This is a genomic window from Achromobacter sp. ISS7 (assembly GCF_056523125.1).
Map to the genome: position 1 here is coordinate 1,404,349 of NZ_JAWRZD010000001.1, position 26,540 is coordinate 1,430,888.

The following is a 26,540-nucleotide window of genomic DNA, read 5'->3' on the forward strand; positions in this document are numbered from 1 at the left end:
GAGGGGCTCGGGGCGAGCGCCTAGGGGGGGGCAAAAGGGCGTTATTTTAGTCGTTCTTGATTGCGAGGACTGGGATGTCCTTGATGTCGTGGGCTTTTTCTGCTTTTCCGGGTTTGCGTGGGGGGATTTCCGTGGGGGCGGCTTGGGCGCTTCGTAGGTCGCCCTGGGCGCGGGTGGGCTGGGAGGCGGGCGCCCACGATTGCGGTCCGGAGCGTTCGCTCCGGACTGCCCCGTCGTCATCCTCGTACGCCTTCGGCTCCCTACGGATTCCCTCGGGCGCATCAAGGTTGCCCGCCTCCCAGCCCGCCCGCGCCCAGGGCTGCGAGGGTCTCGGGGCGGGGCGCTGCAAGGCTTCGGGGTTCTGGAGGGGCTTGCGGGGCCCGCCTGGAGTGGCCGCCCGGGCGGCCGCTCCAGGCATACGCGGTTTCGGATGTTGGGCGGGGTGCGCTGGCGCGCGTGCGGCGTGGGGCTTATATACTCTCGCGCTATGTTTCATGTTCAAGATTCTCTCTATATCGACGAGCGCGAGATTGAGTTCTCGATGATCCGGGCGCAGGGCGCGGGCGGGCAGAACGTCAACAAGGTGTCGAGCGCGGTGCATCTGCGGTTCGATGTGCGGGCGTCTTCGTTGCCGGCCGAGATCAAGGAAGCGTTGGGCGCTATGAGCGACCATCGTATTTCCAAGGATGGGGTGATCGTCATCAAGTCGCAGTCGTTTCGCAGCCAGGACAAGAACCGGGCGGAGGCGATCGAGCGGCTGGTGGGGATGGTGCGGGCGGCGGCGAAGGTGGAGAAGCCGCGGCGGGCGACGAAGCCGACGCGGGCGTCGCAGCGGCGGCGGGTGCAGCGCAAGGTGCTGCATGGCGAGGTGAAGCGGTTGCGGGGGCGGGTGCAGGGGGAGTGATGGTCTGCCTGGACGGGCTGTCGGTGCCTGCGGACGGCCGGTAGTGGACGGCCGGTAGTGGACGGCCGGTAGCGGACGACCGGTAGCGGACGACCGGTAGCGGGCGGGCAGTTATTGGGGGCGGGGCCGGTGCGGAGTCGGGTCCGAAGAAGGCCCCTCCGTCGGCAGGGGTATAACGATATATCGGGATGTCTCGATATAAGATTCGATAAATTGCGATATTTCAATATGACGACCACTGCTTCCACCGCCGTCGAGGCCACCACGGACATTGATGTCGACGCCATTCTCAAGGCGTTGGCCAATCCCGTGCGCCGCGAGATCCTGGGGTGGTTGAAGACGCCGCAGGCGCACTTCGAGGAGCGGCCGGGGCATACCTTCGAACACGGGGTGTGCGCGGGCCATATCGATGGGCGCTGCGGGCTGTCGCAGTCCACCGTGTCTTCGCACCTCGCGGTGCTGCAGCGCGCGGGGCTGATTTCGGCCACCAAGGTGGGGCAGTGGGTGTTCTTCCGTCGCAATGAACCCGTGATTGCCGCGTTCCTGCTGCAATTGAATCAAGACATGTAGCCTGCCGCCGCTACCCAGCGCCCGCCCGCCGGGCACAAGGATTGTTTGTATGAGCCTGCTGTTCGAACCCTTGCAAGTGGGGGAATTGACCCTGCCCAACCGCATCATCATGGCCCCGTTGACGCGCCAGCGCGCCAGCGAAGGTCGGGTGCCGAACGACCTGATGGTCGAGTATTACGTCCAGCGCGCCGGCGCCGGGTTGATCCTGACCGAGGCCACCTCGGTGACGCCGCAGGGCGTGGGGTATGCCGACACGCCGGGGCTGTGGTCGCAGGAGCAGGTCAAGGGCTGGCGCAAGGTGACGTCGGCGGTGCACGAGGCCGGTGGCCGCATCTTCGCGCAGCTGTGGCACGTGGGCCGCATTTCGGATCCGATCTTCCTGAATGGCGAACTGCCGGTGGCGCCGAGCGCGATCGCGGCGGGTGGCCATGTCAGCCACGTGCGTCCGCAGCGCGGCTATGTGGTGCCGCGCGCGCTCGAGACCGATGAGATCCCGGGCATCGTCGAGGCCTACCGCCGCGGCGCGCAACTGGCGCAGGAAGCCGGTTTCGACGGCGTCGAAGTGCACGGCGCCAACGGCTATCTGCTGGACCAGTTCCTGCAGGACAGCACCAACCACCGCACCGACGGCTACGGCGGCTCGCTCGAAGCGCGCGCCCGCCTGATGCTGGAAGTGGTGGACGCCAGCGTCAGCGTGTGGGGCGCGGGCCGGGTCGGCCTGCATCTGTCGCCGCGCGGCGATGCCCATACGATGGGCGATTCGGATCCGGCCACGACCTTCAATTACGTGGCGCGCGCGGCGCGCCGCCGCGGCCTGGCGTTCCTGTGCGCGCGGGAGCACGAAGGCGCCGACAGCCTCGGTCCGCAGCTCAAGGAATCGTTCGGCGGCGTGTACATCGCCAACGAAGGCTTCACGCGCGAATCGGCCGAGGCGGCGATTGCCGCGGGCCGCGCCGATGCGGTGGCGTTCGGCGTGCAGTACATCGCCAACCCCGACCTGGCGCAGCGCTTCGCCCTGAAGGCGCCGCTGAACGCGCCGGATTCGTCGACCTTCTACGCCGCCGGCGCGACCGGCTACACGGACTACCCGGCCCTGGCGGCCTGAGTCCGAACCGCGGCGGCCCCAGCGGGGGCCGCCGCGTGTCAATGCAGCGCGGCGCGCATCGGATAGGTAAACAGGCCGTAGTGCGCCGCGTTCAGGCCCAGATGGGCCAGCACCGCGGCCGCCAGTCCGCCATGGCGGTAGGCCAGGCCGTACGCCACCCCGGCGACGCCGGCCAGCAGGACCCACTGCCAGCCGCCGGCATAGTGCGCCAGCCCGAACAGCAGCGCCGCGACCAGCAGCGCGGCGGTGGCGCCCCAGGGGCGGTCGCGCCAGCACCGCGCCAGCCATTGCTGCACATAGCCGCGGAACAGCGCTTCCTCGGCCAGCGTCACCAGCAGCGCGTTGTTGATCAGCCAGAGCCAGCCCGAGTCGGGCCATTTCGGCGCCCATCCCACCACCCCCAAGGCCAGGGCCAGCCCCAGGCAGGCCACGACCGCGGCCGCGCAGGCGCCCAGCGCCGCCGTGAGCGTGGCGCGCGGGTTGGCGCCGGCCATCGCGGGCGCGGCGGCCAGCACCACCCAGAACGCCACCAGCGGTTTGTCCAGGTTCAGGTACATGCCGAAGGGCACCGCGTCCGGCGTCAGCGCCGCGCGCGGGATCACCAGCGGATTGTGGAACCCCGGCAGCCAATGCAGGAACAGCAATACGGCCAGCGTGACGAACAGCGCATGGCCGGCGGCCCGCAGGGCGGGCGCGCCGCCGGGCTGGATCATCAGCGCGGCCAGCGCCAGCAGGGCCGGCCAGGCCAGCGCCACGGGTTCGATGCCGCCCTGGGTCCAGGCCCAGGCATAGGCGGCCGCCAGCGGCAGCAGCGCCCAAGGGCGGGCGGCGGGCAGCCACAACAGGGCGGCGGCCAGGAACAGGAGGGATCCGGGTGAAGCGAGGGGCATGACTCTTCCAGCAAGGCGCGGACGGGCACGCCGGCCGGTGCCGGCTGGCGCGACGCCGCCGCAAAGCGGCAAGTGTAAGCGCCCGAGCTTTTCATTTCCGCGCTTTCAGGCGACCATGCCGCAGCGGCGGCGACGGCCCGCCGCCCCGTGGCGGGGTCCGCCCGCAAGGAGCAGCAATGAAATTGATCGCATGGTTGATGTTGGCGGCGGCGATCCTGCCGTTCGTGTCCACGATCGTGGCCAAGGCCGGCGGCCGGCAGTTCGACAACAACGATCCGCGCGCCTGGCTGGCGCGGCAGGAAGGCTGGCGCGCGCGCGCCAACGCCGCGCAGATCAACACGTTTGAAGCCCTGCCGTTCTTCTTCGCGGCGGTGCTGTTCGCGCTCTACAACCAGGCGCCGCCCGCGCACGTGGCCACGCTGATGGCGTGCTGGCTGGGCGTGCGGCTGGGTTACCTGGCGATGTACCTGGCTGGCTGGGGCGCGTTGCGCTCGCTGGTCTGGGCGATCAGCATGGGCTTCACGATCGCCATCCTGTTCTCGGGCGTCTAGGCCCGCTGGCACGCGCCGCGCGCCAGCCGCGTCAGGCGCGCGTCACTTCCATTCGAACACGGCGCGGGCGGTGCCGCTGTTCTGCACGTTGACCTCGCGTTCCTGCGCCTTGCCGCCGTAGGTGGCGGATACCTTGTAGCTGCCGGCCGGCAGCTTGACCAGCATGTACGGACCTTCGGCCTCGGCCTGCAGCACCTGCTTGCCGTGCGCGTCGTGGATGCTGACGGCGACATTGGCGACGTAGTCGGCCTTGCCGTCGCGCTGGGCGGCGAAGGTCAGCGCCAGCGGGTAGTCCTTGGCGGCGGCTTTCAGGGCTTCGGATTCATCCAGGCCGATGCCGCCGCTGACGTATTGCACGCTGCCCTGGTGCTTGACCGGCGGGAGGGCGGCCTGCGCGGTGGAGAGCACGCCGGCGAAGGCCAGGGTGCCCAGGGCCATTGCGGCGGCCAGGGTGGCGCGTTCGATGCGCTTGTTCATGAGAAGCTCCTTCAAGGGATGATCGGGCAACAAGGGTTTCGACCGCAGGGCTGGCGGCGAGTTCGTCGCCGGCGGCCACTATTTCCGGGCTCATGAGCGGGCCTGTCGAGTGGGCCTGCCGACAGGCAGGCCCGGGCGGTCGGCCTATCCGAGCATATCGCTGGCGGCGCCAGCGCGCCAGGCGAACGCCAACGCGCTCTCGCCGCTGGCCGAGCCGTCGGGCGCGAAGCGCTTTTCGGTCAGCTGGCCGCTGCCGTCGTCGCACAGCGCCAGGACGGTGGAGCTGCGGGTGCCATAGGTTGGACTGACGATGAACGGGCTGCTCAATAGTTTTTCGCGATCCGGCGCCAGGCCGGTGGCGGGCAGGTCGGCGTCGTCGGCCGGGCTGCGGTCGGCCAGCGCCTGGAACAGCGCGGGCAGGTCGGGCTGGGGCGCATGCCGCAGCACGCGCTCGAACGCGGCCTTGGTGCGGGCCAGCTTGGGCCACGGCGTGTCCAGCAGGTGGTTCGACAGGGCATAGACGCCCGGCGCCAGGGGTCGCGGGGCGCCGTCGCGGTTGCTGGCGTACCAGGCGCCGCGGGCGTCGCCCACGATCAGGTTGAAGCCGTTGTACGCCTGGCCCGCGGCATGCGCGGCGGCGATGTAGTCGGCCGCGCTGGCGTTGCCGCGCAGGAAGTCCTCGACCAGCGCGCCGCGCGAGGGCGCGTCGGCGATCTGGCGGCCGGGTTCGCGAAAGTTCGTGACCAGCGCATAGCGGCCGTCGCGCGTCGCGCCCATCCAGGTGCCGCCAGCCAGGCCGTCGCGGCCGCCGTAGACGCGGGCGTCGTCGGCCCATTGCGCCGCCGGCAGCGTCGGCCGGGCGTGGAATTCATCGCGGTTGGCGGCGATCAGGACGGGAATGCCCGGCACGGTATGCAGGGCGAGGACGGCAAGGCACATGGTTCAGTCCGCAGGGGTGAGAGGGGCGGGCGGCGCGGGCCGGCCCGGTTCGGTGGCGAAGCCCGGGCCCGCCAGCGTGGCGCGCAGGGACTCGATCGCGGCGGCGGCATCGCGCAGCGCGGCGGCGTCGGTCGTGACCGGCGCGGCGCCGACGGGGGCGCCCTGGGTCACGGCCTGGGCCATGGCGCGCAGCGCGTCGGCCAGGCGCGCCAGTTGCGCCGGTTCGGGCGGCGGCTGTCCGGCCGGCAGCGACCAGGCGGTGTCGGAGATGGCGTTGGCGACCCGCTCCAGGGCCACTTCGACCGGCCACCAGGCCAGCGCCCGGCGGCTCACCAGGCGCGGCTCCGACAGGCCGCGCTGTAGCGCGATGCGCAGGTCCGACAGGCGCGCGTAGGCCTGGGTGCGCAGGTCGTGGCGGGTGGCCGGGTCGGCCTGGAACACGGTGTTGAGATAGGCGGCCAGGGTCTCGATGGCGGTAGCCACGGCCTGGTCCAGGTTGTGGCGCTCGATCCGCATCCACGGCAGGTAGCCGACCGCCAGCACGATGGCGGCGGCCACCGCCACGTCCTCCAGCCGCGCCAGCGCGATCGGCCAGCTGCCGGGCTGCAGCGCGCCGATCAGCAGCATCAGGATCGGCAGCAGGATGGCGGAGAACAGGCCGTAGTTGCGGCGGATCGACCACGGCAGCAGGGCGGCCAGCGCGGTCACGGTAATGAGGCTGGTGACGCCGCTGCGGTCCAGCGCCATCACGGTGGCGCTGATCGCCACCCCCACCACGCTGCCGGCGCAGCTTTGCAGCGCGCGGGCGAAGACCGAGCCGAAGTTGGGCTTGAACACCACCACCACGATCAGCGGCACCCAGTACGAGCGCGGCAACGCCACGGCGCGCGCGACGGCTTCGGCGACGATCAGGCACAGCCCCAGCCGCACCAGGTAGCGCACGGTGGTCGGTCCGGGGCGGTAGGTGCGCGCCAGCACCCGCCACGGGGTGCGCGGGCGCGCCGGGGGCAGGGCCGGGAAGGCGTCGGGCCGCGCCGGGCCGCTGCCTTCCAGCAGGGGCTGGGCCTGGGTCAGGGCGTCGGCCAGCGCGTCGGCGCCGGCCTGGCGCAGCGCGGCGATGCCGGCGGCAGGGGACGGCGGCGTGTCGTTCTCGACGTGGTCGGCCAGCAGGTTCATGACGCGCGCGCAGTCCGGCGGCAAGGTGCGTCCGGCGCGCGCCAACGCCAGCGCGGCGTCCGACAGCGGGGTGCAGGCCTGCAGTTGGGCAGCCAGCCGCGCCAGCCGCGGCGAGGGGCCGGCGGCGCGGCGGCGGGCAGCAAGCACCGTGTCGTAGGCGGTGGCCATGGCGGCTTCCATGTCGCGCCGCGCGGTCATGATGCGCGAGGTGCCGATGGCGGCGAACATGGCCGCCAGCTTGCGGTAGGCCAGCGCCACCGCCGCGCGCTCGGGCGCGGTCGGGTTCACCACCCAGCCCAGCAGCGTCAGCGCCAGGCCGAACAGGCCGCCCGCGCCCACCAGCACCGACGGCAGCCAGGGCGGCAGGGTCGAGGTCAGGCTGGCGCCGACGATCACGTAGACGGCGAATTGCAGGGTGGCGACGGCGGCGATGTTGTTGAAGGTGCCGACCAGGCTGGCGGCCAGCACCAGCAGCGTCATGCCGGCGATGCTGAAGAGGCCGTGGCCGGCCAGCAGCGTGCCCAGGAGGTAGCCCAGCGCGCCGCCGAACACGGTGGTGCCGATGGACAGCGCGCGGTTGCGGTAGGGGCCGCCGTTGTCGCCGGTGATGGCGGGCAGCGCGCCCAGCGCCACCAGCGCGGCCGCCGCGCTCTGGTCCAGCAGCAGGCCGGCGGCGGTCGGCAGGCCGATGGCCAGCGCCGCCCGCAGCGCCACCCAGCGGCTGACCGGCGACGGCTCCATGTGCGCCAGGCTCATCAGCCAGCGCATGTTGGAGGCGCGCGCGCGGCGGTTCTCGCGGGAGGTCGGTGAGTGCGGCACGGCGGCCCCGGGCCGGTTAACCCTGGCCCTTGATCAGCGGCGCTTCCTGCGGCGCGGCCAGGCGGAAATAATCGGCGGTGTCCATCAGGATGGAGGCGTCGAGCCGGCCGGCGTTGAACACGATTTCATCGTGCCGCTGGCGCAGGGTGGGATCCACCAGCAGGTGCAGGTCAGGGTTGAAGCTGAAGGGCGGGATCGCGCCGATCTCGCAGCCGGTCAGCTCGCGCGCCAGGTCCTGCGAGGCCAGCGAGGCCTTCTTGCCGCCGGCGGCGCGGGCGATGGCTTCCAGGTCGGCCTGCTGGTCGGCGGGGAATACCGCCAGCACGTTCTTGCGCTGGTTGGACGAGATCTTGACGCGGCACACCAGCGCCTTGGCGCCCTGGCTGACGGCGGTGCCGCGCACGGCGGCGACTTCCACCGAGCGGCCGGCGGCGGGGTGGGAAATGAGGCGGTAGCGGGCCTGGTGCTCGGTCAGCAGGGCCTGCAGGCGGTCGTAGACTTCCATGGCGGCAAACGGTGGGTTGGCAAGGCCGGCGCCAGGGATCCGGCGGGCCATGCCGCATGATACGCCGCTGCCCGGCCGGCGGCGCGGGCTAGATGTCGCCGGTGAAGGCGTAGCCCCAGCCCCAGACGGTGCGGATCGGCAATTCCATGTTGGTCTCCTGCGCCTTGCGGCGCAGCCGGCTGACCACCACGTCGGTGCGGCGCACCGATTCGCGGCCGGCCTGCGGATCGCCGGGCGGCACGTCGCCGCGCGGCAGGCGCTTGTCGGGGCTGGTGGTCAGCTTGAGCAGGAAGTCGCGTTCGGCCTGGGTCAGCGGCAGGCGCGTGCCGCGCGGGCTGACCAGGGTCCAGGCGGCGTCCTGGAACTGCCACTTGCCGGTGGCTTCGGCGGGGGCGGCGGCCGGCGGACGCGCGTCGGGGTCGGCCGGCCGGCGGCCGCTGACGGGCACGCGGCGCACCAGCGCCTGCAGCGCGGCGGCGATCTCGGTGGTGGCCACGTCGGGCGGAAAGCAGGCGTCGGCGCCGCAGTGCAGGCCGAGGATGCGGTTTTCGGGGGAGTCGAAGGTGGAGACGGCGACGATGCCGGCGGTGGTGTCCATGGCGCGCAGGCCGGCGACGGCCATGCAGAGATCGGTCAGTTCGGCTTCCATCACCAGCAGCGGCGTGCGCCGCGCCTGGAACAGGCGGAACAGGCCGTTCGAGTCCTCGCACCCGCGCGGCGAGAAGCCCATGCCCGCCAGCGCGTCGCAGCGGCGCGCGCGTTGGTGGGTATCGGGCGAGAAGACGATCAGGTCTAGTAGGTCATTCATGAATCGTTGTCGAGATCAGTGCAGCTTGAGCGCATGCATGATGCATCGGATACAACGGATTCCTAAACGTCGCACAACGCCACTTTCTGACCCGAATTCTCGGACATGATCCGGCAAGGCCTGTATCGGCGCGGGTTTTCGGGCTACGGCGCGGGGTCGGCGGGGGCCGCCGGCGGCTCGTTCCACCAGCCGCCGCCGAGCGCCTGCAGCAAGGCGGCAACGTCGGCATGGCGCGCGCCGTCGGCCGCGCTGCGGGCGATGCGCGTCTGCAGCAGCTGGCGCTGGCTGTCGAGCAGGCTCAGGTGGCTGATGCCGCCGGCCTGGTAACGGTCGCGGGCGATGCGCGCGGCGTCGTCGGCGCGGCGCCAGGCGGTGTCATAGGCGTCGTAGGCCTGGGCGTCGGTCTGCACCGCGCGCAGGGCGTCGGCCACCTGGCGGAAACCGTCGAGCACGGTCTGCCGGTAACCCGCGGCCGCGGCCTCGTAGGCCGCCTCGGCCGAACGCTTGCGGGCGCGCAGTTCACCGCCATGGAACAGCGGTTGCACCAGCCCCAGCCCGAGGTTCCATACGTTGACGCCATCGGTGATATCGCCGGCCCGGGTGCGTTGCGACCCGAAGCTGGCGGTCAGGGTGAACCGGGGGTACTGGTTGGCCGTGGCCACGCCGACGTCGGCCGAGGCCTGGTGCAGCAGGGCTTCGGCGGCCAGGATGTCGGGCCGCTGGCGGGTCAGCGCCGACGGCACCCCGGTGGGAATCTCGGCCGGCAGCGCCAGGTCGGCCAGGCGCAATGGCGGCGCCTGCCAGGCGGCGGGCGGCTGGCCCAGGTAGGTGGCCAGCTGGTGGGTGGCCTGCGCCAGCTGGTATTCCAGCGGCGGCACGGTGGCCGCGGTCTGCGCCAGCAGCAGTTCCTGGTTGCGCAGGTCGGCCTCGGCGATGCCGCCGGCCCGCAGGCGTTGCGCCATGATGTCGCGCTGGCGCTGCTGGGCCGCCAGCAGCTCGCGCGTGTCGGCCAGGCGGCCGGCCAGGTCGGCCTGGCGGATGGCGGTGGTGACGACGTTGGCGGCCAGCGTCATGCGCGCGGCCTGCAGTTCGTGCGACTGGTAGTCGACCTGCGCGGCCAGCGCCTCCAGCGCGCGGCGGTTGCCGCCGAACACGTCCAGCGTGTAGGACACGTCGATCGACGCGTTATAGAGCGTGAACGGCGCCGGCTGCTCGGTGACGGGCACGCCGTAGGCGGACGGATCGACCTTCTGCCGCGTGGCCGACAGGTTGGCGTCGACCGCCGGCAGCAGGCGGCCGCCGGTCTCGGCGTTCAGGTCCTCGCTGGCCTGGCGCAGCCGGGCGCGGGCCTGTTCCAGCGTCGGGCTGGCGTCCAGCGCCTGCCGCACCAGCGCGTCCAGCGCGTCGGAACGGAACAGGCGCCACCATTGCGCCGGGATGTCGGCGTCGGTGAGGCGCGGCTGCGCGCCGCCGGCAGCGGCGTCGGCGGGCGCCGTGTAGGCGCTGACTGGCGGCGCGGCCGGACGCTCGAAATCAGGCCCGACGGCGCAGCCGGGCAGCAGGGCGCAGGCGGCCACGAGCGCGGCGCGGCGGGCGAAGGGCAGGTGGGGGCGGGGCATGGCGGCCTTCAATCCAGGGTGCGGCGGTAGAACTTCACGGCGGCGGTCATCACGACCACGGTGAACAGCAGCATGGGCCAGATGGTGGGCCACAGGTCCCACCAGCCGTTGCCCTTGAGCAGGATGCCGCGGATCAGCCGGTTGAAGTGCGTCAGCGGCAGCAGGTTGCCCAGGTACTGGGCCCACTTGGGCATGCCCAGGAACGGGAACATGAAGCCGGACAGCAGCATGTTGGGCAGGAAATAGAACATCGTCAGCTGCATCGCCTGCAACTGGTTCTGCGCCAGCGACGACAGCGTGATGCCGACGGTCAGGTTGGCCGCCACGAAGATCAGCGCGCCCAGGTACACCGTCACCAGGTTGCCCAGGAACGGCACGTGGAACACGAAATACGCCGCCAGCAGGATGATGGTGGCCTGGATCAGGCCGATCGCGATGTAGGGCACGATCTTGCCCGTCATCACCTCCAGCGGCCGCACCGGCATGGCCAGCAGGTTTTCCATGGTGCCGCGCTCGCGTTCGCGCGTCATGGCCAGGCCCGTCATCATCACCAGTGTCATGGTCAGGATCACGCCCATCAGCCCGGGCACGGTGTTGTATTGCGAGATCTGCTCTTCGTTGTAGAGCTGGTGCACGCGCACATCGAACGGCGGCTGGCCGCCGGCCAGGTGCGCCAGCGGGCCGGTCAGGTCCTTCTGCGCCACCGCCTGCGCCAGTTGCGTGGCCGAGCCGATCGCCAGCCCGGTCGCCATCGGGTCGGTGGCGTCGGCCTCGATCAGCAGCGCCGGCCGTTCGCCGCGCAGCAGCTTGCGCGAGAAGTCCGGCGGAATGGTCAGCACGAACAGCACCCGGCCCTGCGCCAGCGCGGCGCGGCCGGCTTCCTCGTCGGGCAGCGTCTCGACGATGTTGAAGTAATCCGATGCCGTCATCGCCGCCACGAAGCTGCGCGTGAACGGGCTGTGGTCGGCCACGATCACGGCGGTCGGCAGTTGCTTGGGGTTGGTGTTGATGGCGTAGCCGAACAGCGCCAGCTGCATGATCGGAATGCCGACGATCATGCCGAAGGTGATGCGGTCGCGGCGCAGCTGCAGGAATTCCTTGAGCACCATGCTCCACCAGCGCGACCACGAGAAACCCTCCAGGTGGCGCCTCATGCCGGACTCGCGTAGTTGTCGTCGGAGCGGTTCATCAGGTAGATGAAGACGTCTTCCAGGCTGGTGTCGATGCGTTCCAGGCGCAGGTCCTGGCCGGCCACGACCTCGCGCAGCGTGCGTTCGAGCACGGCGTCGTCGCGGCCGCTGATGTGCAGCGCGGTGCCGAAGGCCACGGTCTGGTCCACCCCCGGCGCGCCGCGCAGCCGCTGCGCCAGCGGCACCAGGTCATGGCCGTGGATGGCCCAGGTGGTCAGGCGCTGCTGGGCGATGACTTCGTCGGCGGTGCCCTGGATCAGCAGCTTGCCGTACGAGATGTAGGCCAGCTTGTGGCAGCGCTCGGCCTCGTCCATGTAGTGGGTGCTGACCAGCACCGAAATGCCGCGCGCGGCCAGTTCGTGCAGCTGTTCCCAGAAGTCGCGCCGGGCGGTCGGGTCGACGCCGGCGGTGGGCTCGTCCAGCAGCAGCAGGCGCGGCTCGTGCAGCAGGCAGGCGGCCAGCGCCAGCCGCTGCTTCCAGCCGCCCGACAGCGCGCCGGTGAGCTGGTTGGCGCGGGTCTGCAGCCCCAGGTCCTCGAGCGCGCGGTCGACGGTCTCGCGGCGGTTCGGCATGCCGTACATGCGGGCCACGAAGTCCAGGTTCTCGCGGATGGTCAGGTCGTCCCAGTACGAGAACTTCTGCGTCATGTAGCCGACGTGGCGCTTGATCTGGGCGCTGTCCTTGATGATGTCGTAGCCCAGGCAGGTGCCGCTGCCCGAGTCGGGCGTCAGCAGGCCGCACATCAGGCGGATGCTGGTGGTCTTGCCGCTGCCGTTGGGGCCGAGAAAGCCGAAGATCTCGCCTTCGCGCACCTGCAGCGAGACGTCGTTGACCACGTGCTTGTTGCCGAAGTGCTTGTTCAGGCCGTGCACGTCGATGACGTAGCCGGGCTCGGCCGCGGGACGGACGGAGGCGTCGTTCATTGCAGCGCCGCCTCGACCGGCTGGCCCGGATGCAGCCGCGTGGCTGCGTCCGGCGCGGGGCGGGCCTCGACCATGTAGACCAGCTTGCCGCGGGTTTCGCGGCTGTAGATCACCGGCGGCGTGTACTCGGCCTGCGGCGAGATGTAGTCGATGCGTACCGGCACCGGGTCGCCGCAACCGTCGCAACGCACCGTGGCCTGCTGGCCGGGCTTGAGCGTGCCGACCACGGTTTCCGGCACGAAGAAGCGCACCTTGATGTTGCCCGGCGGCAGCAGGCTGACCACCGGGCTGCCGGCCGGCACCCATTCGCCCACGCGGTACAGCGTGTCGAACACCTGCGCGGCGGCGGGGGCGGCCAGGCGTTTCTGCGCCAGGGTCCAGTCGGCCTGCGCCAGCGCCGCGCGCGCCGCCTCGACCTGGGCGGCCTGGGCGCGGCGCTGGTCCTGGCGGCCGGGCAGGTTGGCCACTTCCAGCTGGGCGCGCAGTTCGCGTACCCGGGCGGCATCGGACTGGGCCTGTTCGCGGCTGTCGTCCAGCTGCGCCCGCGCCACGCCGCCGGCGCGGAACTGCGCGGTGTCGCGCGCCAGTTGCGCCGCCGAACGCCGGCTGGCGGCCTCGGCCTGGGCCAGCTGGGCGCGGCTGACGTCGACCTCGGGCGGGCGCTTGCCGGTGGCGATGTCTTCCAGCTGCGCGCTGGCCGCCGCCAACTGCGCGCCGGCCTGGTCGCGGGCGGCGGTTTCGCGCGCGGCTTCCAGCGCGAACAGCGGCGCGGCGGCGGCGACCTGCTGGCCGCGCCGCACCGACAGTGCATCCAGCCGGCCGGCCTCGGACGAGGCGATGTAGAGGTACTCGCCCTCGACATAACCCTGGTAGACGGCTTCGTCGCGCTTGCCGCAACCGGCCAGCAGCAACAGGCCGAGCGCGGCGGCGGGCAGCGCGAAACGTGGAAGGGAAGCGGTGCGCATGGTCAGCGTCCTGTGGCGGGGTCGGTGTCCGGGGCGGCCGGCCGCGGGGCGCGGCGCCGCCTGGGGGCGGGAGCGGGCGGCGCGGCGGCGGCCGCCTGCGGCCCCGCGGCGTGCGGCGAGAACAGGCCGCCCGTCAGCATGGCGATGGCATGGGCGGCGATGGCCTCGTGGTCGATGGCGTGGATCTGCGGGTCGTCCTGCCAGATGCGGCGCCACAGGCTGGAGGTGGCCAGCGGCAGCAGGGTCAGGCCCAGGATCGACAGGAACACCAGCCGCGGCTCCACGCCCGGGGTGATGGCGCCGGCGCGCTGGCTGTCGGCGATCAGGCCGGCGAATACTTGCAGGCGCTGGGCCGGCAGGTGGCGTAGCACGCGCTCGCGCAGTTGGCCGCCTTCGTTGACGACCTCGTGCATCCACAGGGCCGGCAGCCAGGGCCGGTCGGTGCCGCAGCGCACGATGCGCGAGACGATTTCGGTGATGACGATGCGCGCGGTGTCGGCCGACCCGTCCAGGCGCCGCGGGGTCTGCGGCACCGGGCTCCAGACGTAGCTGATGACCGGCACCACGCGTTCGAGCACCACCGCGTCGAGCAACTGGTCGCGGCTCTTGAAGTAGTAGTGCAGCATGGCCGAGGTCACGCCGGCGCGTTCGGCGATGTGGGCGATGCGCGTGGCGGCCACGCCCTGGGTGGCGAACAGGTCGGTGGCGATGTCCAGCAGCTGGTCGCGCACGGCGGCGCTGTCGGGGCGGGCCGGACGGCCGGGGCGGCGGGCGGGGGAAGGCTTGGCAGGCATGGGGCAGATTCTAATTAAATATTTAATTAATTAAAAGCGGGGCAGCCGGCAGGGTCTGCCGGCAGGCGGCCGGGCAGGGATGGTGTAATGGCCGAACCGGAACAGAAGGAGTCAGCACGCCATGCCGCAATCGTCCTCCCTCAACCGCCGCATCGTCCTGGCCTCGCGGCCGCGCGGCGAACCCGCCGACAGCGATTTCCGCCTGGAAACCGGCGCGGTACCCGAACCCGGCCCGGGCCAGCTGCTGCTGCTGCGCACGGTCTATCTTTCCCTCGATCCCTATATGCGCGGCCGCATGAGCGACGCGCCGTCGTACGCCGAACCGGTGCAGGTGGGCCAGCCCATGGTGGGCGGCACCGTGGCCCGGGTGGTGGCCTCGCGCCACGCCGACTATCCGGTGGGCGAGTGGGTGCTGTCCCAGTCGGGCTGGCAGGACTATGCCGTGTCGGATGGCAGCGGCCTGCTCAAGCTGGGGGCGTCCCCCGAGCGGCCGTCGTATTCGCTGGGCGTGCTGGGCATGCCGGGCTTCACCGGCTACATGGGGCTGCTGGACATCGGCCAGCCCAAGGCCGGCGAAACCGTGGTGGTGGCCGCGGCCAGCGGCGCGGTCGGCGCGGTGGTGGGCCAGTTGGCCAAGATCCACGGCTGCAAGGCCGTCGGCATCGCCGGCGGCGCCGACAAATGCCGCTACGTGGTCGAGGAACTGGGTTTCGATGCCTGCATCGACCACCGCGATCCGGCCATGGCCAACCTGCTGGCCAAGGCGGTGCCGCAGGGCATCGACGTGTATTTCGAGAACGTCGGCGGCGCGGTGTTCGACGCGGTGCTGCCGCTGCTCAATCCGCGCGCGCGGGTGCCGGTGTGCGGCCTGATCTCGGCCTACAACGCCACCAGCCTGCCCGACGGCCCCGACCGCCTGCCGCTGCTGATGCGCACCATCCTGACCAAGCGCATCAAGATGCAGGGCTTCATCATCTTCAACGAATACGCGCCGCGTTTCGGTGAATTCCGCGCGGCCATGCAGGACCTGCTGCGCGACGGCCGCATCAAGTACCGCGAAGACGTGGTCGATGGCCTGGAGAACGCGCCGCGCGGGCTGATGGGCCTGCTCAAGGGCGAGAACGCCGGCAAGCGCATCGTGCGCGTCGGCCCGGATGAATAGGAGCGCAACATGAATATCCTGATCGTGCTGACTTCCCACGACACGCTGGGCGACACGGGCCGCAAGACCGGCTTCTGGCTGGAAGAGTTCGCCGCGCCGTACTACGCGTTCCTGGACGCGGGCGCCACGCTGACGCTGGCCTCGCCGCAGGGCGGGCAGCCGCCGCTCGATCCCAAGAGCGACGACCCGGACGCGCAGACCGACGACACGCGCCGTTTCCGCCAGGACGCCGAGGCGCAGCGGCGCCTGGCGAACACGCGCCGCCTGGCCGAGGTGCAGGCGGCCGACTACGACGCGGTGTTCTATCCCGGCGGCCACGGCCCGCTGTGGGACCTGGCCGAGGACGCCAAGTCCGTGTCGCTGATCGAGACCATGCTGGCCGCCGGCAAGCCGGTGGCCGCCGTTTGCCACGCGCCGGGCGTGCTGCGGCATGCCAAGACGGCCGACGGCAAGCCGCTGGTGCAGGGCCGCCAGGTCACCGGTTTCTCGAACACCGAAGAGGCCGCGGTGCAGCTGACGGCGGTGGTGCCGTTCCTGGTCGAGGACGAGCTGGCATTGCTCGGCGGGCTCTACAGCAAGGGGCCCGACTGGCAGCCGCACATCGTGTCCGACGGCCTGCTGATCACGGGCCAGAATCCGGCCTCGTCGGTGGGCGTGGCGCAGGCGCTGCTGGAGCGGCTGAAGGGGTGAGGCTTGCATGCGTATGTGTCAGAATTGATACTTTCTGACACAGCGCGCGGTTCCGTTGCAACCGCGCGCCATTACCGATGCCTCCAGACGTACCTCCCAGCGTTCCCCCAAGCATTTCCGGCGACCTGTCCGCGCCGCCCGCCGGCTCCTGTGAGGCGGCGCTGTTCGCCGCGATGCAGGCGCGGGACGCCGCCACCGGCCGCCACTGCCACCGCGTGGTCGCGCTGAGCGTGGCGCTGGCGCGGGCCTGCGGCCTGCCCGAAGACGAACAACGCGCCGTGGCCGTGGCCGCCCGCCTGCACGACGTGGGCAAGATCGCGACGCCCGACCGCGTGCTGTTCTCGCCCAAGCGGCTCGAAAAAGAAGACTGGGAAATCATGAAGTCCCACGCCGCCGTGGGCGCCGGCATCATCCTGCAGAGCGACATGCCGCAACGCGAGCGGATCGCGCTGGCGGTGCGCCATCACCACGAACATTTCGATGGGTCGGGCTATCCCGCCGGACTGGCCGGGCACGAGATCCCGCTGCTGGCGCGCATCATCTCGCTGGCCGATTCCTACGACGCGCTGGGCGATGCCCGGCCGTACCATCCGGCGCGCACGCACGCCGAGATCATGCGCATCCTGCACCGCGAGGCGGGTTCGAAATGCGATCCTGATCTGTTGCGCACCTTCGAGACGATGATCCAGTCCAGCCCGCTGCGCGTGCCGTAGCGGTTCGCGCCGGACGCGCCTGGAAGGCGCCACGGTAGCCGTGGCGCCAGCGGGATCAAGCCAGGCGGATCATGTCGGGCCGGTGCTTCAGACCGGCCGCTTCAGTTGGATCACTTCAAGCGGTAATGCGCCGCCACCGTCGTCAGTTCCTGCAGCGTGCGCTGCTGCCAGGCGGCGTCGTGGCCCAGTTCCTCGGCCAGGATGCGCGCCACTTCGGGCGCGGCCAGCATGGCTGCCTCGGCGTCCAGGAACAGCGCGCGGTTGCGGCGCGCCAGCACGTCCTCGGCGCTGCGCGCCAGCTCGAAGCGCGCGGCGAAACGCACATGCGCTTCGGACAGGCCGCTGCTCTTGACCAGCATGCGCTCGGCGCCGGGCAGGGCCTTGAGCGTGGGCAGGTCGCTGCCGTAGTAGCTGTCCGGCGTGCCGGCGTGTTCCTGCGACGGCGCCAGGCCGTTGGCGCCGTGCAGCGCCAGCGACTCGGTGCGGCAGCTGGCCTGCGTCAGCAGCTGGTGCTGGATGGCGGTGTCGACCACGTCCTGCGCCATGCGGCGATAGGTGGTCCACTTGCCGCCCGTGACCGTCACCAGCCCGGCCTGCGACACCAGGATGGTGTGCTCGCGCGACAGCGACTTGGTGGAGGCGTCGCCGGTGGCCTTGACCAGCGGCCGCAGGCCGGCCCAGACGCTGGTGACGTCGTCGCGGGTGGGCTTGCGGCTGAGGTAGCGCGCGGCGGTGCTCAGGATGAAGTCGACGTCCTGGGCGCCGGCTTGCGGATCCAGCGGCAGGTCGTCGCGCGGCGAGTCGGTGGTGCCGACGATGGTGTGGCCGTTCCATGGCACCACGAACAGCACGCGGCCGTCGTCGGTCTTGGGGATCAGGATGGCGCGCTTGCCGGGCAGGAAGTCATGCGGCAGCGTCAGGTGCACGCCCTGGCTGGGCGCCACCATGGTCGGCGCGTTCTTGTCTTCCATGCGGCGCACGCTGTCGACCCAGACGCCGGTGGCGTTGATGACGCAGCGCGCCCGCAGCGTGAAGCTGGCGCCGCCCAGCGCGTCCTGCGCGGTGACGCCGTCGACCTTGCCGCCGGTGCTGGTCAGGCCGGTGGCGCGCACGTAGTTGACCGCGGTGCCGCCCAGGTCGAACAGGGTGCGCATCAGGCTCAGCGCCAGGCGCGCGTCGTCGAACTGGCCGTCGTAGTACAGCACGCCGCCCTTCAGGCCGCGGCCGTTGACGTTCTCGGCCAGCGTCGGCGCGTTGGCCAGCGTGTCGCGGCGCGACAGCCAGCGGCTGGGCGACAGGTTGAGCTTGCCGGCCAGCATGTCGTACATCTTCAGGCCGATGCCGTAGAAGGGCTGGTCCAGCAGGTTGTAGGCCGGCACCACGAAGCCCAGCGGCCACACCAGGTGCGGCGCGTTGCGGTTGAGCAGGCCGCGTTCGTGCAGCGCCTCGCGCACCAGGCTGATGTTGCCCTGCGCCAGGTAGCGCACGCCGCCGTGCACCAGCTTGGTGGCCTTGCTGGAGGTGCCCTTGGCGAAGTCGGCGGCCTCGATCAGCAGGGTGCGGTAGCCGCGGCTGGCGGCGTCGACGGCGGTGCCCAGGCCGGTCGCGCCGCCGCCGATGACGATCACGTCCCAGGCGGGCGTGTTGTCCAGTTGCGCCAGCAGGCGGTTGCGGTCGGGCGGGGTGACGGTGGCGAGCGGTTGGTTCATATGCGTGGGGCGGCGGGGCCGCGTGTGTTCGGTGCGGTGTTCGTTTCTGTTCGTGCCGGCCGGGCGGGGCGCAAGCGCCATGCCGGCCGGGTCAAGCCGGTCAGGCGGGTATCTTGGCCGCGTTCGGCGCGGCGGCCACTTCGCAGCGCACGCCGGCGTCCAGCAGCACTTGCGCCAGCGGTTCCTGCGGATGCGCGTCGGTGAAGAAGCGGTCGATCTGCGAGATGTGCGCCAGCTCCACCATGGCCTGGCGCTTGAATTTGCTGCTGTCGGCGGCCAGCCACACTTCGCGCGACTGTTCGATGATGGTGCGGGACACGCGCACTTCGCGGAAGTCGTAGTCGCGCAGCGTGCCGTCGGCCTCGATGCCGGAAATGCCGATCAGGCCGATGTCGACCCGGAACTGGCGGATGAAGTCCATGGTGGCCTCGCCGACGATGCCGCGGTCGCGCGAGCGCACCACGCCGCCGGCGACGATGACTTCGCAGTCCGGGTTGTCGGAAAGAATGTCGGCCACGTGCAGGTTGTTGGTGATGACGCGCAGGCCGCGGTGGCGCAGCAGGGCGCGGGCGATGGCCTCGGTGGTGGTGCCGATGTTCAGGATCAGCGAGCAGCCGTCGGGCACGGCGCGGGCCACGGCCTCGGCGATGCGCTGCTTGCCGGCCGCGTGCAGCCCCTGGCGCTTGCGGTAGGCGATGTTCTCGATGGTCGACGCTTCGATGCGCACGCCGCCATGGAAGCGCGACAGCAGGCCGGCTTCGGACAGGATGTTGACGTCGCGCCGCACGGTCTGCAGCGTGACGTCGAAGCGTTTGGCCAGCTCTTCGATCGTGGCCGAGCCCTGGGCTCGAACCATTTCGATCAAGGCGCTTTGTCGGGGATTCAGTGTCATGTTCGCATCATAAAACAACAAAAGCGAAAAATAATGACGCGCTGCAAGATTGTTTTTTTTTCGCTTCTTCGGTAAAACGCACAAAAAACGAAAGCTATCTGAAAGAAGAACCTGGACCGGCGCGTTCTCGCGCGCCGCAAGGGCCGCTGTACCGATGTACCGATGTCCGGCCTGAAAACCGGGGACGTATTAGAGGTAGAGGAGACCAGATGCAGCTGACCCTGGACAGGATAGGTTTGCGAGCCGGCTCGCAGACGCACCTGTATCCGATGAGCCTGGCCCCGGTGCCGGGCGCCATGACCGTATTGCTGGGGGTGACCCTGGCGGGCAAGACGTCGCTGATGCGCATCATGGCCGGGCTGGACCGGCCCACCGAGGGCCGGGTGCTGGCCGACGGCGCCGACGTGACCGGCGTGCCGGTGCGCCAGCGCAATGTCGCCATGGTGTACCAGCAATTCATCAACTATCCGTCCATGACGGTGTTCGACAACATCGCCTCGCCGCTCAAGCTGCGCGGCGTGTCGGGCATCGCCGACAAGGTCGGGGCCATGGCCGCGCGCCTGCACATCGACCACCTGCTGGGCCGCCATCCGTCGGAACTGTCGGGCGGCCAGCAGCAGCGGGTGGCGCTGGCGCGGGCGCTGGTCAAGGACGCGCCGCTGATCCTGCTGGACGAACCGCTGGTCAACCTGGACTACAAGCTGCGCGAGGAACTGCGCGACGAGCTGTCGGCGCTGTTCGCCGAGGGCCGTTCGACCGTGGTCTACGCCACCACCGAACCGGGCGAGGCGCTGTTGCTGGGCGGCCATACCGCGGTGCTGGATGCGGGCGAGCTGCTGCAGTACGGCCCGACCGCCGAGGTCTTCCACCGGCCCAATTCGATCCGCGTGGCGCGCGCCTTCAGCGACCCGCCCATGAACCTGTTCAGCGCCCAGCGCGGCGCCAGCGGCTTCACGCTGCAGGGCGGCATCGCGGTGGCGCGGCAATTGCCCCCGGGCGACGGCGCCGGGCTCACCGCCGGGCTGCGCGCCGGCGCGCTGGACATTGCGCCGCGCCCCGGCCACATCGGCCTGGACGGCGTGGTCAAGCTGGCCGAGATCTCCGGATCCGATACCTTCGTGCATGCCGAGACGGCCGCTGGCGACGTGGTCGCCCAGCTGCCGGGCGTGCACCGCTACACGCTTGAGCAGCGCCTGACGCTGTACTTCGACCCCGCCCAGACCTACGCCTTCGGCGGCGACGGCGCCTTGCTGGCGGCACCGCAGCGGGGAGGGATGGCCTGATGGCGCAGATCGAGCTGGACCTCTCCCATTCCTACGTCGCCCATCCCCAGGCCGACGAGGACTACGCGCTGCTGCCGCTGAAGTTCACCTTCCGCGACGGCGGCGCCTACGCCTTGCTGGGCCCCTCGGGCTGCGGCAAGACCACCTTGCTCAATTGCGTCTCGGGCCTGCTGCGGCCGTCGCATGGCCGCATCCTGTTCGACGGCCAGGACGTCACCAACAAGACGCCGCAGGCGCGCAACATCGCCCAGGTGTTCCAGTTCCCGGTGGTGTACGACACCATGACCGTGGCCGAGAACCTGGCGTTCCCGCTGCGCAACCGCGGCGTGCCGGCCAAGCAGATCCGCGAACGCGTCGGCCGCATCGCCGAGATGCTGGAGATGTCGCAAGTGCTGGACCGCCGCGCCAGCGGCCTGACGGCGGACGCCAAGCAAAAGATCTCGCTGGGCCGCGGCCTGGTGCGCAACGATGTGTCGGCGGTGCTGTTCGACGAGCCGCTGACCGTGATCGACCCGCAACTGAAGTGGGAACTGCGCCGCAAGCTCAAGGAAATCCACCACGAGTTCAAGCTGACGCTGATCTACGTGACGCATGACCAGACCGAGGCGCTGACCTTCGCCGACCAGGTGATGGTGATGGCGCGCGGCCGCGCGGTGCAGGTGGGCAGCGCCGATGACCTGTTCGAGCGTCCCGCCCACACCTTCGTCGGCCACTTCATCGGCTCGCCCGGCATGAACTTCCTGGCGGCGCAATGGCGCGACGGCGGCCTGGCGGTGGGGCAGCGCCGCGTCGACGGCGTGCCGGACGCGATGGCGGCCAGGCTGGCCGATGCCGGCCCGGTCAAGCTGGGCGTGCGGCCGGAATACCTGCGCCTGGCCGACGCCGGCGCGCCCGGCGCCATCCCGGCCACGGTCCAACGGGTGCAGGACGTGGGCACCTACACCTTGCTGCTGGCCGACTTCGAGGGCACGCCGCTGCGCGCCCGGCTGGGCACCGACGCCGCCTCGATCGCGCCCGGCGCCACCGTGTGGCTGTCGGTACTCAATACGCACACCTGCTTTTACCGCGACGAGGAGCTGATCCGATGAAACCAATCGATCACCGGGCCTGGTTCCTGGTCCTGCCCGTGGTGCTGTGCGTGGCGTTCTCGGCCATCCTGCCGCTGATGACCATCGTCAATTACTCGGTGCAGGACATCATCTCGCCCGAGCGCCGCGTGTTCGTCGGCACCGAATGGTTCGCCGCGGTGCTGCAGGACGAGGAACTGCATGGCGCGCTGCTGCGCCAGATCGGCTTCTCGCTGGCGGTGCTGGCCATCGAGATCCCGCTCGGCATCCTGCTGGCGCTGTCGATGCCGGCCAGCGGCTGGCGCGCCTCGGCGGTGCTGGTCATCATCGCGCTCTCGCTGCTGATTCCGTGGAACGTGGTGGGCACCATCTGGCAGGTGTTCGGGCGCACCGACATCGGCCTGCTGGGCGCGACGCTGTCGTGGCTGGGGGTGGACTACAACTACACCGGCAACGACATCGACGCCTGGGTCACCGTGCTGGTGATGGACGTCTGGCACTGGACGCCGCTGGTGGCGCTGCTGTGCTACGCCGGCCTGCGCGCCATTCCCGACGCCTACTACCAGGCGGCGCGCATCGACGGCGCCTCGCGCCTGGCGGTGTTCCGCTACATCCAGCTGCCCAAGATGCGCGGCGTGCTGATGATCGCGGTGCTGCTGCGCTTCATGGACAGCTTCATGATCTACACCGAGCCCTTCGTGCTGACCGGCGGCGGGCCCGGCAACGCCACCACCTTCCTGTCGCAGTATCTGACGCAGAAGGCGGTGGGCCAGTTCGACCTGGGTCCGGCGGCGGCGTTCTCGATCATCTACTTCCTGATCATCCTGTTGCTCTGCTTCATTCTGTACAACTGGATGCAGCGCGCCGGCACCACCGGTGGTTTCGACGAGGAGCGCGCCAATGCGTGAGCAATCGACCTGGTGGCGCGGCGCCTTCCTGGCGCTGTACCTGGTGTTCGCCATCCTGCCGCTGTACTGGATGCTGAACATGTCGTTCAAGACCAATACCGAGATCGTCAGCACCCTGACGCTGTGGCCGCGCGATTTCACGCTGGAACACTACCGCACCATCTTCACCGACCCGGCGTGGTATTCGGGCTACATCAACTCGCTGATCTACGTGGTCATCAACACGGTCATCTCGCTGGCCGTGGCGCTGCCGGCGGCGTATGCGTTCTCGCGCTACCGCTTCATCGGCGACAAGCACGTGTTCTTCTGGCTGCTGACCAACCGCATGACGCCGCCTGCGGTGTTCCTGCTGCCGTTCTTCCAGTTGTACAGCTCGTTCGGGCTGATGGACACGCACCTGGCGGTGGCGCTGGCGCACCTGGTGTTCAACGTGCCGCTGGCGGTGTGGATCCTGGAGGGCTTCATGTCCGGCGTGCCGCGCGAGATCGACGAGACCGCCTACGTGGACGGCTATTCGTTCCCGCGCTTCTTCCTGACGATCTTCCTGCCGCTGATCAAATCGGGCGTGGGCGTAGCGGCGTTCTTCTGCTTCATGTTCAGCTGGGTCGAACTGCTGCTGGCGCGCACGCTGACCTCGGTCAACGCCAAACCCATCGTCGCCACCATGACGCGCACGGTCTCGGCCTCGGGCATGGACTGGGGGGTATTGGCCGCGGCCGGGGTGCTGACCATCGTGCCCGGCGGCATCGTCATCTGGTTCGTGCGGCACTACATCGCGAAGGGCTTCGCGATGGGCCGGGTCTAGGGGGAGGGCTGCGCATGTTCAGCTGGATGGTATGGACCACCCCGGTCGCCGTGTTCTTCTCCTGCATCGTGCTGATGCTGGTCGGCATGACGATCTGGGAACTGAAATCGCCCACGGTCGAGCGCAAGGGCTTCCTGCCGCTGCGCACGACCCGGGGCGACCGCCTCTTCATCGGCCTGATGGCCGCGGCCTGGGTGAACCTGGCGTTCCTGGGGTTCGGGCAGAAGGCAGTGGAATGGTTTTCGCTGGATGAGCCGCCGTCGGTGTGGATCAGCTTCGTGCTGTCCATGCTGCTGCTGGCCTTCATCATGAGAAAAGGCTGAAGGGGCGCCAGACCCCGCGCGATATCAGCGGTTTGGAAGGACGAGCGGCCAATGTCTTCCCCGGCCAGAAGTCCGCAGCACCACAGGGGAAGACTTATCGAGGAGACAGGTCATGAAATTGCGCATGCACGCCATGGCGGCCGCCATCGCCCTGATCGGGACGTCAGGAGCCTGGGCCGGCGAGCCGGAAGCAAAGAAGTGGGTCGATTCGGAATTCCAGCCGTCGACCCTGTCCAAAGACCAGCAGATGGCCGAGATGAAGTGGTTCATCGAGGCCGCGGCCAAGCTCAAGGCCAAGGGCGTCAATGAAATCAACGTGGTGTCGGAGACCATCACCACCCACGAGTACGAGTCCAAGGTGCTGGCCAAGGCCTTCACCGAGATCACCGGCATCAAGGTCAACCACGACCTGATCCAGGAAGGCGACGTGGTCGAGAAGCTGCAGACCTCGATGCAGTCGGGCAAGTCGATCTACGACGGCTGGATCTCCGACTCCGACCTCATCGGCACCCACTACCGCTACGGCGCCATCCTGCCGCTGTCGGACTACATGGCCGGCGCCGGCAAGGAGTGGACCAATCCCGGCCTGGACCTGAAGGACTTCATCGGCACCAAGTTCACCACCGCGCCGGACGGCAAGCTCTACCAGTTGCCCGACCAGCAGTTCGCCAACGTCTACTGGTTCCGCGCCGACTGGTTCGCGCGCCAGGACCTGAAGGACAAGTTCAAGGCCAAGTACGGCTACGACCTCGGCGTGCCGACCAACTGGTCCGCCTACGAGGACATCGCCGAGTTCTTCTCCAACGACGTCAAGGAGATCGACGGCAAGAAGGTCTATGGCCACATGGACTACGGCAAGAAGGACCCGTCGCTGGGCTGGCGCTTTACCGACGCGTGGCTGTCGATGGCCGGCGCCGCCGACAAGGGCCTGCCCAACGGCATGCCGGTGGACGAGTGGGGCATCCGCGTGGCCGACGACAAGTGCACGCCGGTGGGCGCCTCGGTGGCGCGCGGCGGCGCCACCAACAGCCCGGCCGCGGTCTACGCCCTGACCAAGTACGTCGACTGGATGAAGAAGTACGCGCCCCAGCAGGCCATGGGCATGACCTTCTCGGAATCCGGCCCGGTGCCCGCGCAGGGCCAGATCGCCCAGCAGATCTTCTGGTACACGGCCTTCACCGCCGACATGACCAAGAAGGGCCTGCCGGTGGTCAACGAGGACGGCACGCCCAAGTGGCGCATGGCGCCGTCGCCGTACGGCCCGTACTGGAAGGACGGCATGCAGAACGGCTACCAGGACGTCGGTTCGTGGACTTTCTTCAAGTCCACCAACCCCGACAAGATGGCGGCCGCCTGGCTGTACGCCCAGTTCGTCACGGCCAAGTCGGTGTCGCTGAAGAAGTCGATCACCGGCCTGACCTTCATCCGCGACAGCGACATCCACAGCGACTACTTCAGCAAGAACGCGGCCAACTACGGCGGCCTGATCGAGTTCTACCGCAGCCCCGCGCGCGTGGCCTGGACGCCGACCGGCAACAACGTGCCGGACTACCCCAAGCTGGCGCAGCTGTGGTGGAAGAACGTCGCCACTGCCGTCACCGGCGAAAAGACGCCGCAGGCCGCGATGGACAACCTGGCCAACGAAATGGACCAGGTGATGGCGCGCCTTGAACGGGCCGGCATGGCGCAATGCGCGCCCAAGCTGAACGCCAAGGGCGATCCGAACAAGTGGCTGTCGGATCAGCACGCGCCGTGGAAGAAGCTGGCCAATGAAAAGCCCAAGGGCGAGACGGTGGCGTATGAGAAGCTGCTGGAGGCCTGGAAGGAAGGGAAGGTGCGGTAAGCACTGCGCGATTGCTTCGCGGCCTCGAAGCGCCACGGTTTCCGTGGCGCTTTTTCTTGCGCGTCCGGCGCGGGTTGCCGTGCGCTACCTGTCGAAAACGTAATCCGCCTATCCGCTTTCTGTCCGCATCACGTTCCTAGAATGAATCCCGAGCAGTACCCCCCACGATTCATAGGAGTGAAGCATGCAGATTCTTCGTAAAACCGCACTGATCCTGGCCCTGGCGGCGGGCGTTTCGGGCACGGCGCTGGCCCAGCAGGCGCCGGCCACGGCGCTGACCAGCCCCTACGGCGCGTCGCTGACGCGCGCCGAGGTGCTGGCCGACCTGGCGCTGTGGAAGCGCGCGGGCGTGGACCGGTTCTGGCGCGGCGAGGCCACGCCGGACATCTACAGCCCCGAGTACAAAGCGGCGTTCTCGGAATATGTGCGCCTGCGTTCGGGTCCGGACTACCAGGCCGAAGTGCAGCGCCAGAACGAGAGCCGCCGATAGCCGCGCCCGCGGCATCGGGGCATCCGCGGTCATGGGCCACGTCCTGTTGACATGCATTCCCGAGTCCGGCGACAGGCTGCACTTCGCGGACCTGGAGCTGGACCTGTTGCGCTGCCGCGCCTACCGGGATGGAGAGCCGCTGCTGTTGACGCCGAAGGAGTTCGGGCTGCTCGCCATGCTGATGGGCAGCCCGGGCGCGGTGTTCTCCAGTTGGCAATTGGCCGAATCGGTCTGGCAGGCCAAGGCGCCGGGCCTGGGCGCGGGGCACGTCAAGTGCCAGGCGGTGGCGATCGCCATGCGCCGGCTGCGCAGGAAGGTCGATGGCGGCAGCCGGCCGCGCTTGCTGCACGTGATCCGCGGCGGCAGCTTCATGCTGGCCGCGGGGCCGCTGTGAGGCGGCCAGGCAGTCTCGGGATCCAT

28 protein-coding genes are annotated in these 26,540 nt (G+C 69.8%); 15 read left to right on the plus strand and 13 right to left on the minus strand.

Translation table 11 applies throughout. The annotated features are described in order from the left end of the window. Positions 1-487: 487 nt before the first annotated feature. The 3 genes from arfB (at position 488) to AC1HFW_RS06525 (ending at position 2,579) form a co-directional block, all read left to right on the plus strand. Positions 488-904, plus strand: a complete 417-nt coding sequence (arfB, locus tag AC1HFW_RS06515) for an alternative ribosome rescue aminoacyl-tRNA hydrolase ArfB (RefSeq protein WP_006394623.1) — start codon at positions 488-490, stop codon at positions 902-904. Positions 905-1,132: 228 nt separating this feature from the next. Further along, positions 1,133-1,474, plus strand: a complete 342-nt coding sequence (locus tag AC1HFW_RS06520; RefSeq protein WP_006394624.1) for an ArsR/SmtB family transcription factor — start codon at positions 1,133-1,135, stop codon at positions 1,472-1,474. 49 nt (positions 1,475-1,523) lie between these two features. Then, positions 1,524-2,579 (plus strand): alkene reductase, encoded by a 1,056-nt coding sequence (locus tag AC1HFW_RS06525; RefSeq protein ID WP_116523049.1) that lies wholly within the window; start codon positions 1,524-1,526, stop codon positions 2,577-2,579. Between the two features lie 38 nt (positions 2,580-2,617). Here the strand turns inward: AC1HFW_RS06525 and AC1HFW_RS06530 are convergent, their stop codons facing one another. Further along, entirely contained in the window at positions 2,618-3,469 is an 852-nt protein-coding gene (locus AC1HFW_RS06530) for a lysostaphin resistance A-like protein (protein ID WP_479282346.1), read from the minus strand. Positions 3,470-3,645: 176 nt separating this feature from the next. On the opposite strand from AC1HFW_RS06530, the gene AC1HFW_RS06535 reads away from it, so the two are divergent. Next, positions 3,646-4,020, plus strand: a complete 375-nt coding sequence (locus AC1HFW_RS06535) for an MAPEG family protein (RefSeq protein WP_006394627.1) — start codon at positions 3,646-3,648, stop codon at positions 4,018-4,020. A gap of 42 nt (positions 4,021-4,062) precedes the next feature. Here the strand turns inward: AC1HFW_RS06535 and AC1HFW_RS06540 are convergent, their stop codons facing one another. The 10 genes from AC1HFW_RS06540 to AC1HFW_RS06585 all read right to left on the minus strand — a co-directional run bounded on the left by AC1HFW_RS06540 (position 4,063) and on the right by AC1HFW_RS06585 (position 14,235). After that, positions 4,063-4,497 carry a peptidase associated/transthyretin-like domain-containing protein gene (locus AC1HFW_RS06540; protein WP_006394628.1) on the minus strand — a complete coding sequence of 145 codons (435 nt, stop codon included), beginning with the start codon at positions 4,495-4,497 and terminating at the stop codon, positions 4,063-4,065. A 144-nt stretch (positions 4,498-4,641) separates the two neighbouring features. Continuing rightward, positions 4,642-5,436 (minus strand): NRDE family protein, encoded by a 795-nt coding sequence (locus AC1HFW_RS06545; RefSeq protein WP_116523051.1) that lies wholly within the window; start codon positions 5,434-5,436, stop codon positions 4,642-4,644. A gap of 3 nt (positions 5,437-5,439) precedes the next feature. Continuing rightward, on the minus strand, positions 5,440-7,431 hold the full coding sequence (locus tag AC1HFW_RS06550) for an FUSC family protein (protein ID WP_479282349.1): 1,992 nt from the start codon (positions 7,429-7,431) through the stop codon (positions 5,440-5,442). Positions 7,432-7,447: 16 nt separating this feature from the next. Continuing rightward, positions 7,448-7,936, minus strand: a complete 489-nt coding sequence (locus AC1HFW_RS06555; protein WP_198484246.1) for a YbaK/prolyl-tRNA synthetase associated domain-containing protein — start codon at positions 7,934-7,936, stop codon at positions 7,448-7,450. Between the two features lie 88 nt (positions 7,937-8,024). After that, positions 8,025-8,744: a response regulator transcription factor gene (locus AC1HFW_RS06560; RefSeq protein WP_006394632.1), complete on the minus strand. Its 720-nt coding sequence runs from the start codon at positions 8,742-8,744 to the stop codon at positions 8,025-8,027. A 143-nt stretch (positions 8,745-8,887) separates the two neighbouring features. Continuing rightward, positions 8,888-10,363 carry an efflux transporter outer membrane subunit gene (locus AC1HFW_RS06565; RefSeq protein ID WP_479282351.1) on the minus strand — a complete coding sequence of 492 codons (1,476 nt, stop codon included), beginning with the start codon at positions 10,361-10,363 and terminating at the stop codon, positions 8,888-8,890. A gap of 8 nt (positions 10,364-10,371) precedes the next feature. After that, on the minus strand, positions 10,372-11,517 hold the full coding sequence (locus tag AC1HFW_RS06570; RefSeq protein ID WP_006394634.1) for an ABC transporter permease: 1,146 nt from the start codon (positions 11,515-11,517) through the stop codon (positions 10,372-10,374). Continuing rightward, a complete protein-coding gene (locus tag AC1HFW_RS06575) occupies positions 11,514-12,476 on the minus strand; it encodes an ABC transporter ATP-binding protein (protein WP_479282353.1) in 963 nt (320 codons plus the stop codon). Before AC1HFW_RS06575 ends, AC1HFW_RS06570 begins: the two co-directional genes overlap by 4 nt. Beyond that, positions 12,473-13,441 carry an HlyD family secretion protein gene (locus AC1HFW_RS06580; protein ID WP_479282355.1) on the minus strand — a complete coding sequence of 323 codons (969 nt, stop codon included), beginning with the start codon at positions 13,439-13,441 and terminating at the stop codon, positions 12,473-12,475. The genes AC1HFW_RS06575 and AC1HFW_RS06580 overlap by 4 nt, the downstream gene beginning before the upstream one ends. Positions 13,442-13,443: 2 nt before the next feature. After that, the gene (locus AC1HFW_RS06585; protein ID WP_479282357.1) at positions 13,444-14,235 is read right to left on the minus strand and encodes a TetR/AcrR family transcriptional regulator; all 792 of its coding nucleotides are present in this window, start codon (positions 14,233-14,235) and stop codon (positions 13,444-13,446) included. Between the two features lie 121 nt (positions 14,236-14,356). On the opposite strand from AC1HFW_RS06585, the gene AC1HFW_RS06590 reads away from it, so the two are divergent. The 3 genes from AC1HFW_RS06590 (at position 14,357) to AC1HFW_RS06600 (ending at position 16,800) form a co-directional block, all read left to right on the plus strand. Then, the gene (locus tag AC1HFW_RS06590) at positions 14,357-15,397 is read left to right on the plus strand and encodes an NADP-dependent oxidoreductase (protein WP_479282358.1); all 1,041 of its coding nucleotides are present in this window, start codon (positions 14,357-14,359) and stop codon (positions 15,395-15,397) included. Positions 15,398-15,406: 9 nt separating this feature from the next. Next, the gene (locus tag AC1HFW_RS06595) at positions 15,407-16,087 is read left to right on the plus strand and encodes a type 1 glutamine amidotransferase domain-containing protein (RefSeq protein ID WP_006394639.1); all 681 of its coding nucleotides are present in this window, start codon (positions 15,407-15,409) and stop codon (positions 16,085-16,087) included. Between the two features lie 77 nt (positions 16,088-16,164). Further along, positions 16,165-16,800 carry an HD-GYP domain-containing protein gene (locus AC1HFW_RS06600; RefSeq protein ID WP_061071427.1) on the plus strand — a complete coding sequence of 212 codons (636 nt, stop codon included), beginning with the start codon at positions 16,165-16,167 and terminating at the stop codon, positions 16,798-16,800. Between the two features lie 110 nt (positions 16,801-16,910). Here the strand turns inward: AC1HFW_RS06600 and AC1HFW_RS06605 are convergent, their stop codons facing one another. Next, a complete protein-coding gene (locus AC1HFW_RS06605) occupies positions 16,911-18,509 on the minus strand; it encodes a glycerol-3-phosphate dehydrogenase/oxidase (RefSeq protein WP_479282360.1) in 1,599 nt (532 codons plus the stop codon). A gap of 100 nt (positions 18,510-18,609) precedes the next feature. Continuing rightward, a complete protein-coding gene (locus tag AC1HFW_RS06610) occupies positions 18,610-19,401 on the minus strand; it encodes a DeoR/GlpR family DNA-binding transcription regulator (RefSeq protein ID WP_061071425.1) in 792 nt (263 codons plus the stop codon). Positions 19,402-19,610: 209 nt separating this feature from the next. Here AC1HFW_RS06610 and AC1HFW_RS06615 point away from each other — a divergent pair, with 209 nt between their 5' ends. From AC1HFW_RS06615 to AC1HFW_RS06650, 8 genes are all read left to right on the plus strand, one after another. Further along, positions 19,611-20,684, plus strand: a complete 1,074-nt coding sequence (locus tag AC1HFW_RS06615; protein ID WP_479282362.1) for an ABC transporter ATP-binding protein — start codon at positions 19,611-19,613, stop codon at positions 20,682-20,684. Then, positions 20,684-21,772: an ABC transporter ATP-binding protein gene (locus tag AC1HFW_RS06620; RefSeq protein ID WP_479282364.1), complete on the plus strand. Its 1,089-nt coding sequence runs from the start codon at positions 20,684-20,686 to the stop codon at positions 21,770-21,772. Before AC1HFW_RS06615 ends, AC1HFW_RS06620 begins: the two co-directional genes overlap by 1 nt. Further along, on the plus strand, positions 21,769-22,659 hold the full coding sequence (locus tag AC1HFW_RS06625; RefSeq protein ID WP_006394645.1) for a carbohydrate ABC transporter permease: 891 nt from the start codon (positions 21,769-21,771) through the stop codon (positions 22,657-22,659). Before AC1HFW_RS06620 ends, AC1HFW_RS06625 begins: the two co-directional genes overlap by 4 nt. Further along, positions 22,652-23,464, plus strand: coding sequence for a carbohydrate ABC transporter permease (locus AC1HFW_RS06630; protein ID WP_006385279.1), 813 nt, complete (start codon positions 22,652-22,654; stop codon positions 23,462-23,464). The genes AC1HFW_RS06625 and AC1HFW_RS06630 overlap by 8 nt, the downstream gene beginning before the upstream one ends. Before the next feature lie 14 nt (positions 23,465-23,478). Continuing rightward, positions 23,479-23,787: a DUF2160 domain-containing protein gene (locus AC1HFW_RS06635; protein ID WP_006394646.1), complete on the plus strand. Its 309-nt coding sequence runs from the start codon at positions 23,479-23,481 to the stop codon at positions 23,785-23,787. 112 nt (positions 23,788-23,899) lie between these two features. Then, positions 23,900-25,630: an ABC transporter substrate-binding protein gene (locus AC1HFW_RS06640; RefSeq protein ID WP_479282365.1), complete on the plus strand. Its 1,731-nt coding sequence runs from the start codon at positions 23,900-23,902 to the stop codon at positions 25,628-25,630. A 184-nt stretch (positions 25,631-25,814) separates the two neighbouring features. Beyond that, positions 25,815-26,120, plus strand: a complete 306-nt coding sequence (locus AC1HFW_RS06645; RefSeq protein WP_241069145.1) for a DUF4148 domain-containing protein — start codon at positions 25,815-25,817, stop codon at positions 26,118-26,120. A 31-nt stretch (positions 26,121-26,151) separates the two neighbouring features. Next, positions 26,152-26,514 carry a winged helix-turn-helix domain-containing protein gene (locus AC1HFW_RS06650; protein ID WP_006394650.1) on the plus strand — a complete coding sequence of 121 codons (363 nt, stop codon included), beginning with the start codon at positions 26,152-26,154 and terminating at the stop codon, positions 26,512-26,514. Positions 26,515-26,540 lie beyond the last annotated feature (26 nt).

Bases quoted from the DNA above. Each gene is read 5' to 3' on its own strand.
- arfB (WP_006394623.1), top strand. From the start codon at position 488: ATGTTTCATGTTCAAGATTCTCTCTATATCGACGAGCGCGAGATTGAG.
- AC1HFW_RS06520 (WP_006394624.1), top strand. From the start codon at position 1,133: ATGACGACCACTGCTTCCACCGCCGTCGAGGCCACCACGGACATTGAT.
- AC1HFW_RS06525 (WP_116523049.1), top strand. From the start codon at position 1,524: ATGAGCCTGCTGTTCGAACCCTTGCAAGTGGGGGAATTGACCCTGCCC.
- AC1HFW_RS06530 (WP_479282346.1), bottom strand. From the start codon at position 3,469: ATGCCCCTCGCTTCACCCGGATCCCTCCTGTTCCTGGCCGCCGCCCTG.
- AC1HFW_RS06535 (WP_006394627.1), top strand. From the start codon at position 3,646: ATGAAATTGATCGCATGGTTGATGTTGGCGGCGGCGATCCTGCCGTTC.
- AC1HFW_RS06540 (WP_006394628.1), bottom strand. From the start codon at position 4,497: ATGAACAAGCGCATCGAACGCGCCACCCTGGCCGCCGCAATGGCCCTG.
- AC1HFW_RS06545 (WP_116523051.1), bottom strand. From the start codon at position 5,436: ATGTGCCTTGCCGTCCTCGCCCTGCATACCGTGCCGGGCATTCCCGTC.
- AC1HFW_RS06555 (WP_198484246.1), bottom strand. From the start codon at position 7,936: ATGGAAGTCTACGACCGCCTGCAGGCCCTGCTGACCGAGCACCAGGCC.
- AC1HFW_RS06560 (WP_006394632.1), bottom strand. From the start codon at position 8,744: ATGAATGACCTACTAGACCTGATCGTCTTCTCGCCCGATACCCACCAA.
- AC1HFW_RS06565 (WP_479282351.1), bottom strand. From the start codon at position 10,363: ATGCCCCGCCCCCACCTGCCCTTCGCCCGCCGCGCCGCGCTCGTGGCC.
- AC1HFW_RS06570 (WP_006394634.1), bottom strand. From the start codon at position 11,517: ATGAGGCGCCACCTGGAGGGTTTCTCGTGGTCGCGCTGGTGGAGCATG.
- AC1HFW_RS06575 (WP_479282353.1), bottom strand. From the start codon at position 12,476: ATGAACGACGCCTCCGTCCGTCCCGCGGCCGAGCCCGGCTACGTCATC.
- AC1HFW_RS06580 (WP_479282355.1), bottom strand. From the start codon at position 13,441: ATGCGCACCGCTTCCCTTCCACGTTTCGCGCTGCCCGCCGCCGCGCTC.
- AC1HFW_RS06585 (WP_479282357.1), bottom strand. From the start codon at position 14,235: ATGCCTGCCAAGCCTTCCCCCGCCCGCCGCCCCGGCCGTCCGGCCCGC.
- AC1HFW_RS06590 (WP_479282358.1), top strand. From the start codon at position 14,357: ATGCCGCAATCGTCCTCCCTCAACCGCCGCATCGTCCTGGCCTCGCGG.
- AC1HFW_RS06595 (WP_006394639.1), top strand. From the start codon at position 15,407: ATGAATATCCTGATCGTGCTGACTTCCCACGACACGCTGGGCGACACG.
- AC1HFW_RS06600 (WP_061071427.1), top strand. From the start codon at position 16,165: ATGCCTCCAGACGTACCTCCCAGCGTTCCCCCAAGCATTTCCGGCGAC.
- AC1HFW_RS06605 (WP_479282360.1), bottom strand. From the start codon at position 18,509: ATGAACCAACCGCTCGCCACCGTCACCCCGCCCGACCGCAACCGCCTG.
- AC1HFW_RS06610 (WP_061071425.1), bottom strand. From the start codon at position 19,401: ATGACACTGAATCCCCGACAAAGCGCCTTGATCGAAATGGTTCGAGCC.
- AC1HFW_RS06615 (WP_479282362.1), top strand. From the start codon at position 19,611: ATGCAGCTGACCCTGGACAGGATAGGTTTGCGAGCCGGCTCGCAGACG.
- AC1HFW_RS06620 (WP_479282364.1), top strand. From the start codon at position 20,684: ATGGCGCAGATCGAGCTGGACCTCTCCCATTCCTACGTCGCCCATCCC.
- AC1HFW_RS06625 (WP_006394645.1), top strand. From the start codon at position 21,769: ATGAAACCAATCGATCACCGGGCCTGGTTCCTGGTCCTGCCCGTGGTG.
- AC1HFW_RS06630 (WP_006385279.1), top strand. From the start codon at position 22,652: ATGCGTGAGCAATCGACCTGGTGGCGCGGCGCCTTCCTGGCGCTGTAC.
- AC1HFW_RS06635 (WP_006394646.1), top strand. From the start codon at position 23,479: ATGTTCAGCTGGATGGTATGGACCACCCCGGTCGCCGTGTTCTTCTCC.
- AC1HFW_RS06640 (WP_479282365.1), top strand. From the start codon at position 23,900: ATGAAATTGCGCATGCACGCCATGGCGGCCGCCATCGCCCTGATCGGG.
- AC1HFW_RS06645 (WP_241069145.1), top strand. From the start codon at position 25,815: ATGCAGATTCTTCGTAAAACCGCACTGATCCTGGCCCTGGCGGCGGGC.
- AC1HFW_RS06650 (WP_006394650.1), top strand. From the start codon at position 26,152: ATGGGCCACGTCCTGTTGACATGCATTCCCGAGTCCGGCGACAGGCTG.